This is a genomic window from Flavobacterium polysaccharolyticum (assembly GCF_038739875.1).
Lineage (GTDB): Bacteria > Bacteroidota > Bacteroidia > Flavobacteriales > Flavobacteriaceae > Flavobacterium > Flavobacterium polysaccharolyticum.
On the sequence record NZ_JBCGDP010000001.1, the window covers coordinates 218397 to 231495 of the forward strand.

Below are 13099 nucleotides of genomic sequence, written 5' to 3' on the forward strand. Positions count from 1 at the left end.
TTTTTTATGAAAAAGTTAAACGAAAAGAGCTTATTGAAAGCGGTTTTATATTTTTAATTGGTATTTTTGAATACGTATTATCGGTGTTCCAAAGCACCAGATCTTCTGCCGAAGGATTTATTTTTTCCTGCAGCGTTTTTGCTAATACATTCCATTCAAAATCATATCCAGAAGGAATTAAAAAGTCATTCTCAAACCAATAGGTAATGCCCTTTAAAGGCAACAAAGGTGTTCCAATAATCAATACTTTTTTATCGATAACAACCCAGCGCAATAGTTCCAGCCTATATTTTGGTGCCGTTAAAATGTATGACTTCACTTCCTCGTAATCTGCCAATAAAGCATAGGCTTCTTTTACATTTTCTGAAGGCTTTAAAACCATTTTTATTTTTTGATCAATACCAAAAAAGTTATGATTAAACATTGGAAGAGAAACTGGTAAAGCTCTCAAAATGGGTGCCCATAATAATCCTGAAGAAAGTTTCTTTACTGGTAAAAGTTTTCCTTTTTCAAACAGTAAATTGTCCTTTAGCTCATAGAGTTTTGTATATGGAATCTGAAGAAGCTCAGTTGAGATTATCTGTTCAGCCGAAAAATCTTTTATCCAGATTGTATCCGTTTCAAAAGCTACTTTAAGATTGTCCCAATGCCTGATTGCTCCCAAAAAATCTTTGTGTTCTTTTTTAATTTCTAAAAAATACATATTATTAAATAGTTTGTAGAATTTTCTGCCACAAAGATTCTATATGATCCTGAATATACTTTTTCTGTTCTGAATCTTTAATCCAGTCGCAACGGGTCTGAATGTATCGTAGTTTATCTTTAATAACGTTTTGTTCTTCAAACGAAAGATTCTCATCCTGCCATTTTTCGGTCAGATAATTCACTTCTTTTATCACGCTTTCGGCATCTGGTGTTTTATTGTATAAAGCCTGTGGGTGAGCTGATTCAGAATTATCTTTCTCTATAATTTTATTAATTATTCCTTCTAATATTTCAATTTGTTCTTCATTGTCCCAGATATATTTTAGAACCCAAAAATCAGACACAATTGCTTCATTTCTGCCACACATTAATGCGCTGGCAGCGATAAGATTCTGAAGTTTTACGGCACGTCTGTCTGATACTTTAATACCCGTATTTCTAAGGCTGTGAATTATGTCAACATATTCATTTCGTATCGCAGTCAAATCTACTTTACGGCAAAGCTGCTGCAGTTCACGAACCTCATCGGCCGAAATTGTTGATCTTTCTTTTGAATCCCCACTTTCTAATTTCCATCCTGCCAATAATACTTGCTGCAATAAATCCGGTTCTACATAGTCACATTTTATTCGAATTAAAAAACGGTCTAATAATGCATTTAGAGATTCATCTTCTGGCAAAACATTACTTGCGCCAACAAACATAAGTGCCGGAAGTTTTTTAGTTTCTTTACCGCGACGAAATATCTTTTCGTTAAGTGCCATTAGTAAACTGTTCAAAATTGCCGAATTCGCATTAAAAATTTCATCAAGGAAAACCATTGAAGCTTCTGGCATCATTCCCTCTGTGTTTGTTATCAATTCACCTTCTTTAAGTTTACGAATATCAAAAGGTCCAAAAATTTCATTTGGTTCTGTAAATCGGGTTAATAGATATTCGAAGTTTTTATCTCCTTCAATTCCTTTAGACAATGATCTGATGATCGCACTTTTTGCCGTTCCCGGAGGTCCTAACAAAAAGGCATTTTCTCTGGCCAGTAAACCAATTCCAAGCAGATCAATAATTTCATTTTTTCCAACAAAAGTCTCCTTTATATGCTTTAAAACAGTATTTAATTTATCGGTAGCATTCATTCTTTTCTTTCTATTTTTTTACTTAATTCAATTATCTGCTTAAAGTTGTGCCCAAAATATTTTTTTATAATCTCCAAATCCTATTTCTAATTGCTTTTTGATGAAATCAGATTGAGCAAATTTTACTGCTTTTCTATGCACGATTCGGTCAATATAAAGCTGTCGCAAACAGTCATCTACCGAAACAATATCGTAGTTCATCTTTTCTGTATCGATCTCAAATCCGATAGCTGAATAATGAAACTGTATTAAATGCTTTTCTAAAATAGGAATCACTAAATCTTCAGGATCTATTCTTTTCATTTCAGCAACAATCTGTGGTAAAAATCGCAGGCATATATCAGCTGAAATGATTGCAGAAGCATCATGTTTTTCTCTACATTCATGCAAAAGCAACTCCAAATCACTTATTTTATGGGCTCTGTTCAATAATAGTTGTGCTGCTAAATATACCGTTTTGGCTGCCCACAAAGCGGCCTCTTGATTAAAAGCCGGAACAGTCCCAGGATATTCTAAAATTTCCCTTTCATATTCTGCTTCCAGAAATGAAACGGTATCAGTTTCTTCTTCTTTAGAAATAGTAATTAATTTATCATACAGAATAACCTGCTCAATGGTTCTGAGATGATAAATGGTATCTAAAAATGAGGTCTTGGTTTTATCCATCTCTCTTATATTGTAATTATTTTTCCCAGGTTAATTATTTCGAAAAGTATCAATAGCTATCTTTAATTAAAACTCCTGTTCACAAATATATCATTAAACCAGAACTTTCTTAAAATATTATTTGTATACTGAAAAGTATTAAAATCAGCTTTATTTATATTAAAGAGGAACCGCAAATGTAAATATTTGCAGTCCCCTTCTAAAACTATCAATTGATAGCGGTCAACAAAAAAATCTAATTCTTTAAACACCAATTTAAGATTTTGGCAATATTTTTTGCATCATCAATTCCGCGGTGATGCGTTCCTTCCAGCGGGATTTCCAACAAGTGCAAAGCTCCGTTCATGCCAGTTGGTTTTTGCAGTCCAAATTTTTCTGCAAACAATACTTTTACATTAATATGGTCATTACCCATAGGATAAAGTACTCCAAACGATTTACATTGTTTTTTAAGCATATTCAGATCGTATTGACCGTAACTTGCCCAAGTATATAAATCTGGCTGATATTCATCTGTCAATTTCTCGATTGCTTCCTCGAAACTCACTCCGTTTTTATCCAGCAGATCCTGAGTAATAGTGGTCAGTTCTGTACAAAACGGACTTACAGCTGAACGCTGAGGTTTAATCAAGATACCTTGGCTTTTAGTTATCTCACCTGTTTCTGAATCCAGAACTGCTAATCCAATTTCAATAATTTCATTTTCCTGCCCCTGCGGTACCGTGCTTTGCCAACATGTGGCTTCTAAATCGATAATAATAATTTTATCTGTAGTTTTCATTTTTTCTAATTTTTAAATATTTTATAGTTCTCTGTCTCCAAAAGGAGCTTTCCAATTTTTCTTCATAATGAGAACTTTTACTTCTTCATAAGAAAGAGGTTCGTAATTGTGGCAGTCTACACCAACATCAAACGAACGGGATGTTTCATCATCAAACAAATGACCGTGTGAGTGACCGTACAAGTGCCATGTTCCTCTAAAAGAACTTCTCCAGACTTTCATGGCGTAGTGAAACAAGATTATTTTCTGTCTTCCGTTTGATCCTTCTGCATCTTCAACACTTAATTCATAATAATCTTTAATCCACTCAAATCGTTTCGCATAGCTTAATGCCGATTTATCATGATTTCCCTTTACAAGAAAAATAGATCCATTCAATTGATCTAAAATTTCTTTTGTCCGTTCAGGTCTTGCGAGCGAAATATCACCTAAATGATAGACAATATCTCGCGGACTTACCTTTTCATTCCATCGCCTAATGAGCTCCGCATCCATTTCTTCAACGGTAGCAAAAGGACGCTCACTAAACCGGATTATATTCGTATGACCAAAGTGATGATCAGACGTAAAAAATATTTTTTGATTCATTTCTAATTTAAATTTTCAAACTAAAACCATCAGCATTCCCGTTGATGGTTTTTCTTTATTTCACGAAGATTTCCTTCAATTGACCGATTACGTTTCCGCTTCCGGAAATTGTAATTTCTCCAATTTTATCCGCGATTTTTTCAACGTATTCCATCTCTTTCAGCTTCCACAACATTTCGTTTTCTTCCATCAGTTTTGCTGTATTAAGTAAACTTCTTGTTGCAGCTGTTTCTTCTCTTCTCATGATACTATTTGCCTGCGCTTTCTTTTCAGCAACCAAAACCTGATTCATGATTTCTTTCATATCACCTGGCAGGATAACATCTCTAATTCCTGCATCAGAAATTTTTAAACCTAAGTTTTCAATTTTAGAAGCTGCTTCTTTTAAAATCTCTTCGGCAATAGTATCTTTTTTACTCAATAATTCGTCGAGAGTCAGACTTCCAACAAAAGCTCTCAAAGCCAGTTGCATCACAACATACAATTGTTTCTCAAAATCTTTGTTTTCAATCAAAGCCTTCATAATATCAACAACCTGATATCTCACAAAAAAGTTGATTCTCAATCCTGCTTTATCTTTAGTCAACAATTCCTGACCTGAGATTTCAACTTGCTGTTGTCTCATATCAATCGTTTTAACTTCTATTGTAATAGCGTTATTCCAAAAATAATGCGTTCCGGATTTTAATTCTTTTACAAAATTCCCGTTTACAAACAACAAAGCTTTGTCGTTGCTTGCTACAATAAATTTTCTTGTAAAATATCTTAACTGATTACTTTCTAATAAGTTTACTGGAACATTTTCAGTGATTTCAATTTTAGAAAGATCTGCTTTTGTAAACTCATTTTTTACAATTCCTTTCCAGAAAGCGTGTCTTCCAGGAGTTAAAACACCTTTAAAGTTTCCGTTTACGAATTGCAAAACGATCTCGTTATCACCTATCTCAACAACTTCTAGCATTGAGGCCAGAACTTCATTCTGCAACAAAACACTCAACTCAAACGGAGCCTGAAAAACGGCATTCATATCATAGATCAACACATTTTTGTCTCCAAAAATCCAGTGTAAACCCTCTTCTACTACTTTTACTAATTTTCTGTTTTCTAAAACCAAACCTACTTGGTAACCTTCGATTTTAATTCTTTTAATCATAATATTTTTGTTTCAAGTTTCAAGTTTCAGGTTTTGAAACAGTTGAAAACTTCATTTATATTTTTACTTTTAACTTTTTACTTCTAACATCTAACTTTTTAATAAAAAAACCTCTTTGCCTTTCTCCTCCGAAAAAACGGATGAAGAGTCTGTAATTTGTTTACTTGAATTGTTTTCAATCGTATTTTGTAGCGACGATCCCCAAATCATCTTCACAATCAAATCGAGAAGAAAACAAGTATTTCAAAAAACAGTACTTTTCGCACTGGCTTTATCATGAGTGTGAAATTTTAGATTCTAAAACCTTAGTTTCACTGACAAAGACAAATCAGCTTTTTTTCTGGTCATCTTTTTAAGAGTGATGGTCTCTACTGTTTACAGATTTTCAGTCTGTTGACATACCAATTTGTCTAACCGAAACGTATTCGGTGCAGGACTCGAACCTACATAAACACTCTAATGTTCTATCCTGTTTGAACTACCGCATTACTACGAGTGGGATTCGAACCCACAACCCTTAGATCCCTTGTGTCGAATAGTTTTTTGGAAAACCATACGAAAACCTCCAAACCAAGCTGCATAGAAAAACATAATTCGCTTTCGCGGAAAGTTCCCTACAATGGTGCTATACAGAAACACGCAACTGGGCTTGTTTGATATTTTTAATCAAGGCCGAAGCTTTGATGTATTTCATTTTATAAAAGAACTTGTTTTATTTCCTGAACAAATATTCAAATTACACTGCGCAGTAATTTTGCGCAGTGTAAAAACTTTTAGTTAATCCATTCTATTACAGTCGATAAATAGACTTGTCTAACCTCTTCAAATCGGGTTATGTTCGGAATGTGATTGACTTCTAATAAATATTTGGAACCGTCTTTTGCAAGGATATAATCATTCCCGATCATATCCATTTTCAAAGCTTCTTTTATATGAAGCGTATCAGCGAGCAAATCATCATCAACAGGCATAAAACCTGCGCTATCAGGATGAATAGACTTTAACCAATCGTCTCCTTCTAATTTGATCTGCCAATACGTATCGCCAATCATCATAATCCGAACGGCTTCTCCTTCATAATAAGGTTCAATGGTTGCGGTAAATTCGCTTTCCCATTCTCCCGTAAAGCGATGTTTGTTTTCACCGCAATGCCAGTTTCCCCATTTTGCAATCGTATCTCCGGTTGTGTTTACAGAAGTGCCTGCACTTATAAATCCGCGTGGGGCACTGAATCTTGAAAGAGACAACGCTTTTACCAGACAAGGAATTTTAAAACGGCAGTCCAGCATTGCTGAAGCCTTTGGATAACAATCGCCATTCCAGATCGCAAGCCCCGCAATAAAATCGAAATCATTATCGTAAATTCCGTAATAGACTACTTTATCTACAGGCAACATCCCAATTCCGTTCGATTTTTCCATATACAAAACGGTATCTTTAACCACAATTTTTGGTATGGACTGGTGCCAGATAATATGTCCTGAATATTGGGCTTTTATACTATCGTATTCTTCCTGTTCAATACCCACAAGGGCAATTCGGTTGTATTTTTGTTTCATCGTTTTTAATTTTAAATGTTACTTGTTTTTGCTTCTAAACGGCTTCCAGTTTCAGGCGTTTAATTCCAAAATCTGTTTTTCTCAATTTGCACATTCTTTCATCTGAAATGTGGTGGAAAACAATTCCTTCAATATCATTTTCCGACAAGAAATTTTCTAAATCATCGAAATTGAGACTTACAGAATCTACTATTTCTGCACCGTGTTTTACCAAAGTATGTTTCTCAAACTTTTCAGGATTTCCTTGTACTTTCGGGCCGCATAATTCGTATGTTCCGTCAACTTTGTTTTCTAATTGATCGAAAGCTTCGAAAAAATGTTTATCCTCAGATTTTGATCTGTCGCATTTCAGCCAGTGTGGGTGATGTCCTGAAATTGGATCGGCTTCCTGACACGGAATTGCTCCTTCCGGAATTGTTCGTCCTTTTTTGGCATCGAATCTTTTGAACAATTCTCCGCCTATAATGGCTGCTGACGTACCGTCGAATTTTCTGGTTGCAATAGCTTTTCCATCAAAAACCCATTTATTTTCGATATTGATTTTATTAATTACCCTTCCTAAATCAGCAGGGTTTTTAGCAAATAATGTGGTTATCTTTTTCATTGTTTCTTTTCTAATTAAACGTTTCTTTTTGTACAGGAAGAGAGACTCGAACTCTCAAAATACAGATCCTAAGTCTGCCGCGTCTACCATTTCGCCATTCCTGCTTTTATTAATCCTCAGTATTTCAAAACTGAAATTGGTGGAAATAGTAAGATTCGAACCTACTCAGTCAAAGACAACGGTGTTTAGCTCATCATTTTTATTGTTTTTTTGGTTTCGCTGAATGAAAAATTTCATTTCAGACCGCCCTAACTCTCCAGCTTTAGCGTATTTCCATTTTGTCTGGGAAGCAGGATTCGAACCTGCGACCTCCCGCGTCCAAGGCGGGTAAACAACCACCGTTATCTTCCCAGATTTTTGGGTGTCTTCGGGAATCGAACCCTGTTCTGCGGATCCACAAACCGCCGTTTTACCAAATAAACTAAAAACACCATTTTTTTAAGCCTCTAAGATTCTAAGGTTCTAAGTTTTATTTTACTTTGAACCTGTGTTCCTCAGAACCTTAGAACCTTTTCACAAAAAGCGGCTCATACGGGAGTCGAACCCGTTTCTCCCGAGAGACAGTCGGGAAGGTTAGCCAGTAACCCCAATGAGCCAGTTCCTTCTAGAGAACAAGTGGTTTTGGAAGGGTTCGAACCTTCAACCTCCAGCAAACTCGCTGACTATCTACCAATTGCTATACAAAACCATTATTTTTTGGGCATAAAAAAAGCACCCGGTTAAAGGTGCTTACAAGATTTATAAGATATACGTATCCTATTGCCCATGTTCATGCACCTGTATTGTGTTACATCCAAGATCGTGTCCCGGGTGTAGTTGTTCTAAACTGTATATTTTTAAATCAAAAATCATTTTATGTGTTGTATTATATTTTGAAATCATTTTTATCTGAAAATCTTTGTTCTGATTTTCTTCGGCAAAGATAAAGTCGAAAAAATCAATTATCCAAATTATTTTTTAAATTACTCTACTGATTACCAATTACTTAAGCTTTGTTAAAGTCCATAAAAATCCCTTTCCGCATACTTGTGCAGATCCCTTTTTGTATCAAATGACTGTCTCTCATTGGATTATTTTTCAAGATTATATTTCGCTATTTGGTTTTATCATGTAACATTTGGTCTATTATTTTTTTAATTATTTTTAGTTAAAGATTATTTTTCTATCATTTTAGTCTTCTTTTCTGTCTGATTTAGCGATATCAAAATGCTGTAAAACAAAAAAAGCGTCCCGATGAGGACGCTTTTATATTTCTATATTGAATTTTAAATTACAATTTATTCTTCAATTCTATACAATACCTATCACGTCCATAACCATCCGCAGGAAAATTTCCTATCAGATTATAGTTTTTATGTGCTACAGACAGTTTCATAAATTTATATTTTATTCTATTTCGGGAGCAAATGTAATTATTTTATTAATATGTACTAAAAAATTAATCTTCTTAATCCTGTTTTTTGAAATTATACACATAATTTTTAACCAATATTTTCTTTATTCGCCACATAATATTTTTTAATAATTTATATTTTTGAGAATATCCTAAGCCTAAACTTTTTTATATAATCCCTATAAAAACAGGATGAAGAAACATCTTAAATACATTGACGGAAATTCAGATAAATTTTGGCAAATAGAAGCCTCAGGACTTGAATTTACAGTAACCTACGGTAAAAATGGCACAAGCGGAACCAGTCAGACCAAAAGCTTTTCAAGTCCGGAAGAATGTCTTAAAGCGGCTGAGAAAATACTGGCCGAAAAAACAAAAAAAGGATATTCGCAGTCGCAACAAAAAACGGCTGCCTTTTTGAGGACAGCCGTTTTTATTTATTGATATAGTTCTTCCCTTATTTTGATGAGAGTTTGAAATACTTTTGCTTCATCCGGCTTTTCAGGCAAAGTTGAGACTTTATAATGCTTTTCGATTGAAGCAATAAGATTATCCGCCATTTCGAGTAAATCATCGTATTCTCTGTTTCCGACTTTAATATCTAAAAGTTCCTCACGATTGGAAACACGGATATTTAATTTTCCCGTCGAAAGAATTTGTTCTGCCGTTTGCAAAAGACGAATCGTGTGCATCATGTTTTTGCTGTCGTAATTTTTGCCGTGTTGTTGGTTGGTATTGTAACGCTCTTCGTTGCGTTTTTTGATCCAGTTCCAGTATTCAGTGTATTCTTTGCAGTATTTTGAATATCCGTCTTGATTACAGGACAAATAACCGATTAGTTTTTCACCTTTTGGAATCGATGAAAGCGAAACTTCATTGGAGTTTTCTTTCTGAATAATGCCTTTGTAACCCAATGTTTTCCCGTAATCGTAAAACATCGCAAACATTCCTTTTGAATTGGGAAGATCGACCAAACCAATCTGTTCTTGCTTTAAATTCTTTTCTGTTATAAATTCTAATACCGAAACGGTTTTATAATCTTCTAAAACATAACAAAAATCTAAAAGGCTTTTCTTTTCCTTTGGCAGCGGATTTACGATTTTCTTGTTTAAGCCTCTTGCTTTTTTGATTTGCGTTACGGCATAACCCGCAAAAGAATCTTTGCATAATTTGGATAGAAAGTCTTCTATTTTCAAATTGTCCATTAACGGATGTTTGTACAAAATACAATCTTCCGGCGAAGCCAGAATTTCGAGAATATTAGGATTGTTTTTGAGTAACAATTCTACAAAACGACCAATCTCGTAATACACCTCATCATTGGTTTCATTGCTTATTTGTGGAATATAATCTAAACCAAAGAATTTTTCTTTTGGCAGATAATAAACTCCTTTGATATCGGTATCTGATGTTGGGGTCGCTAGCCCAAACGCTTTACTGCCCGAAATAACTTCAAGAAGGATGAGGTTTTGGGATTTTAGATCTTGAATGGTCATTGTTTACTTTAGTTTTTTTTTCTTTTTAGGAAATCTTACTAATATATGATATAAAGAAACATTTTTTTCGTCCCTATTGTGTAAAGTTTTAAAAATTCTTATTCCAGTATTTGCAACTCCACTGGTAGATGGAATATTAATTTCATGTATCTCATTCAACTTAAATTTAAAACACTCACCTTTTTCTATAAACTCTTTATATTTATTAGATTCAACTCCAAAGGAATTATCTCCAACATTATAATATATTACAACAAATTTTATTGGAAGACCAAGATTGATATCATATCTGTTTTCTAACTTATTTATATGCTCAGTGATAACATTTTTAGCTGTAGAATGATTTTTATAACTGATTTTAGTTGATGACAAATTAAAAAACTCAACATACGAAATAGTCCTTTGATTTAAATCTTTAATAATTCCGTCAGCTTCTCCAGAATTAATATCTTTTAAATTACCTGATAATCCAACCTGTTCTTGATTTGCTACAATATATTTATTACTAAATTTAAGTAAACTTAAAATTTGCCTATTTCTACTATTTTCATCGCATTGAAAGAATGTTTCGTTAATTTGAGTTTCTTCACAAGATTTAACAATATCTTCTAAAAGTGGAATCTCTCTAAAATTTTTGATATTAATATTTTCGAAAATAATATCATCTATAATCGATACAAAATCTGGAAAAATATATTTATAATTATATTTTAAAACTTTTAGCAATAGAGTATTATAGTGAATAAAGTAACCACATAATTCTTTTTGGATTTTATTCGATTTATCATGTCTAGCACTAAAATCATCATTTTTGAATTTCTTCAAAAACCATATTGAATCTGACAAATATTGAATTAATGAGTTTAATATCATCTTTGCATTAGAATCTTTTATAGCATTGAAAACTACATTTTCAATTGACTCAATTGTTTCAATAAAAAGATCTCTTAAGACAATCTCTTCAAAAAAAGAATCGAACCGATGAGAATCAAAATCATCTAAAAAATCTTCATAATTTAAACCTGTCAAATAGATAAAATCGCCATAATTTTCTTCTACGGCCTTAAAATACGCTTCTTTTGTGATATTACATTCAGTTATGTCATAATCATTTTCTCCTATTTGATAATATTCAACACATTTAAAAAATCTTTTAATTTCTATTCTGTTTTTTACATTTCCATTTAAATGCTCTTCAATTTGATCTCCAGTACTTCCATACTTTAGGATAATCTCATCTAGTTCATAATCATCTTGAATAATAAATTCAAGATGTGAAATATCTTTTAATAATCTCATCTAATTTTTTTTAAATAATTTCTCTCCTAAAAAACAAATCCAACTCCTCATTCATCTTCTTCCCGCTTCCCAACTTACTAGCATTCTCCTGATTAAACTTTACCGTTTCCATCAAAAAATCAGTTATCAAAACCTCTTTTGGGTGCAGGTATTTTTCGTCTTGGCTGGCTTTTATCACCGTCAATTCTTTTATTTTTTCTTGTATGTTTTGTGGTGCAATTGGCAATAATTCCATGAAATTAACTGGTGGAAAACTGTTGCTTTCTATAATCCATTTTCCAGCCAAAGCGGTTCGCAAAGCATAGAAATAGCTTTTTAGTTTTACTTCTTCTTGTTCACATACCTCCATGAAATTCTTGGTAGTTTCCAAATAATGATGCAAAGTCGCTATGGGCGAAAAGCAGTCGTTTGCTAGTTCACGCATTGCATTTGCAAATTCCTCATTTTCAAAATAAACCACAGGCGAATACAGCCACTCTAGCAAAGGTGCATTAGATTTTGCTAATAACTTTACGGCTTTCCGTAAATCCCATCTTGAGCCGTCGAGATCGTCTTCGGTCATGAACTCTATTACATCGGGTTTTTCCCAAAGTGACAAATAATAATCCGCTTCGTGCTTGTATATAAAACGGATATCATAGTCGCTGTCGGGCGAAGCAAATCCCCAGGCACGACTGCCTGACTCTACCGCAAAAAGTATTTCTACGTTTTTCTGTAGTTCTATTTCTTGTAATTTTTGGCGTATTTTTTCTTTCATGATTGCTTTCAAATGTAAATAAACAAAAAAGTTTAAACCAAGTAATAATACCTGAATTTAAAAGCTAACAAATAATCTTTTAAATAATACCTAACAGGTTTTAAAAACCTGTTATAAAACATCTAAATCCCAAAAAAACTTTTAGCATTCTTAGTCGTTTCTTCGGCAACCTTATTCAAAGGAATTCCTTTAAACTGTGCAATTGTTCCCGCAACATACGGCAGAAAAGCAGGTTCGCAACGGCGTTCGTGGTATTTCTTCAAGAGGCTGTTCGGGACATTTTTAGGAAGCATAAACGGCGCATCGGTTTCGATCATCATTTTGTCGAGCGGAACATATTGAATCACTTCTTTTAAATGTGCAAAACGTTTACTGTCTGAAATCGCTCCAGTAAAACCCAAATAGAATCCGTTGTCGAGATACGTTTTGGCTTCCTGCAGACTTCCCGTAAAACAATGCACAACGGCTTTTGGTAATTGCGGTAAATAGTCTTTAGTGATATTCATAAAACTATTAAAAGCGGCTCTTTCGTGCAGAAACAAAGGTTTCTGAACTTCAATCGCCAATTCGAGCTGGGCTTTGTAGCATTCTTCCTGCTTGTTTCGGGGCGAAAAATCACGGTCAAAATCGAGCCCGCATTCGCCTACTGAAACTACGTGTTTTTGTTTTAATAAATTCCGCAGTTTTGAAATGCTTTGTGCATCAAAATGCTGCGCATCATGCGGATGGATTCCGGCTGTCGCATATAAAACGCCCGGATACTGCCTCGCAATTTTTGATGATTCTTCGCTGTTTCTTACGCTGGTGCCAGTGAGTATCATTTTGGTTACATCGGCATCGATTGCGTCTTGTACGATATCGTCTGTATCGTTTTGGAATTGTTTATTCGTTAAATTAATTCCGATATCTATGTATGTATTCATTTTTTTAATTTTTTTAGAGTAAAGAGTAAAGAGTAAAGAAGA

Annotated in this window: 13 protein-coding genes and 5 tRNA genes; 1 reads left to right on the plus strand and 17 read right to left on the minus strand. The window is 33.9% G+C overall.

The features are described from left to right. Positions 1-4: 4 nt before the first annotated feature. The 13 genes from WFZ86_RS00950 to WFZ86_RS01010 form a co-directional block, all read right to left on the minus strand. Positions 5-703 carry a hypothetical protein gene (locus WFZ86_RS00950; protein WP_342690206.1) on the minus strand — a complete coding sequence of 233 codons (699 nt, stop codon included), beginning with the start codon at positions 701-703 and terminating at the stop codon, positions 5-7. A 4-nt stretch (positions 704-707) separates the two neighbouring features. Further along, a complete protein-coding gene (locus WFZ86_RS00955) occupies positions 708-1838 on the minus strand; it encodes an AAA family ATPase (protein WP_342690207.1) in 1131 nt (376 codons plus the stop codon). A gap of 39 nt (positions 1839-1877) precedes the next feature. Then, the gene (locus WFZ86_RS00960) at positions 1878-2504 is read right to left on the minus strand and encodes a hypothetical protein (protein ID WP_342690208.1); all 627 of its coding nucleotides are present in this window, start codon (positions 2502-2504) and stop codon (positions 1878-1880) included. Positions 2505-2739: 235 nt separating this feature from the next. Further along, on the minus strand, positions 2740-3285 hold the full coding sequence (locus WFZ86_RS00965; protein ID WP_342690209.1) for a 3'-5' exonuclease: 546 nt from the start codon (positions 3283-3285) through the stop codon (positions 2740-2742). Between the two features lie 21 nt (positions 3286-3306). Continuing rightward, a complete protein-coding gene (locus WFZ86_RS00970) occupies positions 3307-3873 on the minus strand; it encodes a metallophosphoesterase family protein (protein ID WP_342690210.1) in 567 nt (188 codons plus the stop codon). Positions 3874-3928: 55 nt separating this feature from the next. Next, positions 3929-5026 carry a slipin family protein gene (locus tag WFZ86_RS00975; RefSeq protein ID WP_342690211.1) on the minus strand — a complete coding sequence of 366 codons (1098 nt, stop codon included), beginning with the start codon at positions 5024-5026 and terminating at the stop codon, positions 3929-3931. A gap of 773 nt (positions 5027-5799) precedes the next feature. Beyond that, positions 5800-6585, minus strand: coding sequence for an ATP-grasp domain-containing protein (locus WFZ86_RS00980; protein WP_342690212.1), 786 nt, complete (start codon positions 6583-6585; stop codon positions 5800-5802). A 34-nt stretch (positions 6586-6619) separates the two neighbouring features. After that, positions 6620-7189, minus strand: a complete 570-nt coding sequence (locus WFZ86_RS00985) for an RNA ligase 1 family protein (protein WP_342690213.1) — start codon at positions 7187-7189, stop codon at positions 6620-6622. 31 nt (positions 7190-7220) lie between these two features. Then, positions 7221-7293 (minus strand) — tRNA-Leu (locus WFZ86_RS00990). A 177-nt stretch (positions 7294-7470) separates the two neighbouring features. Further along, positions 7471-7542 (minus strand) — tRNA-Pro (locus tag WFZ86_RS00995). Positions 7543-7548: 6 nt separating this feature from the next. Beyond that, positions 7549-7621: transfer RNA gene (locus tag WFZ86_RS01000), tRNA-His, on the minus strand. 91 nt (positions 7622-7712) lie between these two features. After that, positions 7713-7785: transfer RNA gene (locus WFZ86_RS01005), tRNA-Asp, on the minus strand. A gap of 20 nt (positions 7786-7805) precedes the next feature. Further along, positions 7806-7877: transfer RNA gene (locus WFZ86_RS01010), tRNA-OTHER, on the minus strand. An 897-nt stretch (positions 7878-8774) separates the two neighbouring features. On the opposite strand from WFZ86_RS01010, the gene WFZ86_RS01015 reads away from it, so the two are divergent. Then, complete coding sequence (locus WFZ86_RS01015; protein WP_342690214.1) at positions 8775-9026, plus strand: WGR domain-containing protein; 252 nt, start codon at positions 8775-8777, stop codon at positions 9024-9026. On the opposite strand, the gene WFZ86_RS01020 is transcribed toward WFZ86_RS01015, so the two are convergent. From WFZ86_RS01020 to WFZ86_RS01035, 4 genes are all read right to left on the minus strand, one after another. Beyond that, a complete protein-coding gene (locus WFZ86_RS01020) occupies positions 9020-10078 on the minus strand; it encodes a nucleotidyltransferase domain-containing protein (RefSeq protein WP_342690215.1) in 1059 nt (352 codons plus the stop codon). The two genes, WFZ86_RS01015 and WFZ86_RS01020, sit on opposite strands and share 7 nt — an antisense overlap. Positions 10079-10081: 3 nt before the next feature. Next, positions 10082-11377, minus strand: a complete 1296-nt coding sequence (locus tag WFZ86_RS01025) for a hypothetical protein (RefSeq protein ID WP_342690216.1) — start codon at positions 11375-11377, stop codon at positions 10082-10084. Positions 11378-11387: 10 nt separating this feature from the next. After that, complete coding sequence (locus WFZ86_RS01030) at positions 11388-12134, minus strand: nucleotidyltransferase domain-containing protein (protein ID WP_342690217.1); 747 nt, start codon at positions 12132-12134, stop codon at positions 11388-11390. A 122-nt stretch (positions 12135-12256) separates the two neighbouring features. Continuing rightward, a complete protein-coding gene (locus WFZ86_RS01035; protein ID WP_342690218.1) occupies positions 12257-13057 on the minus strand; it encodes a TatD family hydrolase in 801 nt (266 codons plus the stop codon). Between the last annotated feature and the right edge of the window lie 42 nt (positions 13058-13099).

Excerpts from the sequence above, each read along its gene's own strand:
- WFZ86_RS00980 (WP_342690212.1), bottom strand. The coding sequence starts at position 6,585 with ATGAAACAAAAATACAACCGAATTGCCCTTGTGGGTATTGAACAGGAA.
- WFZ86_RS01015 (WP_342690214.1), top strand. The coding sequence starts at position 8,775 with ATGAAGAAACATCTTAAATACATTGACGGAAATTCAGATAAATTTTGG.
- WFZ86_RS00985 (WP_342690213.1), bottom strand. The coding sequence starts at position 7,189 with ATGAAAAAGATAACCACATTATTTGCTAAAAACCCTGCTGATTTAGGA.
- WFZ86_RS01020 (WP_342690215.1), bottom strand. The coding sequence starts at position 10,078 with ATGACCATTCAAGATCTAAAATCCCAAAACCTCATCCTTCTTGAAGTT.
- WFZ86_RS01030 (WP_342690217.1), bottom strand. The coding sequence starts at position 12,134 with ATGAAAGAAAAAATACGCCAAAAATTACAAGAAATAGAACTACAGAAA.
- WFZ86_RS00960 (WP_342690208.1), bottom strand. The coding sequence starts at position 2,504 with ATGGATAAAACCAAGACCTCATTTTTAGATACCATTTATCATCTCAGA.
- WFZ86_RS01035 (WP_342690218.1), bottom strand. The coding sequence starts at position 13,057 with ATGAATACATACATAGATATCGGAATTAATTTAACGAATAAACAATTC.
- WFZ86_RS00965 (WP_342690209.1), bottom strand. The coding sequence starts at position 3,285 with ATGAAAACTACAGATAAAATTATTATTATCGATTTAGAAGCCACATGT.
- WFZ86_RS00970 (WP_342690210.1), bottom strand. The coding sequence starts at position 3,873 with ATGAATCAAAAAATATTTTTTACGTCTGATCATCACTTTGGTCATACG.
- WFZ86_RS00950 (WP_342690206.1), bottom strand. The coding sequence starts at position 703 with ATGTATTTTTTAGAAATTAAAAAAGAACACAAAGATTTTTTGGGAGCA.
- WFZ86_RS01025 (WP_342690216.1), bottom strand. The coding sequence starts at position 11,377 with ATGAGATTATTAAAAGATATTTCACATCTTGAATTTATTATTCAAGAT.
- WFZ86_RS00955 (WP_342690207.1), bottom strand. The coding sequence starts at position 1,838 with ATGAATGCTACCGATAAATTAAATACTGTTTTAAAGCATATAAAGGAG.
- WFZ86_RS00975 (WP_342690211.1), bottom strand. The coding sequence starts at position 5,026 with ATGATTAAAAGAATTAAAATCGAAGGTTACCAAGTAGGTTTGGTTTTA.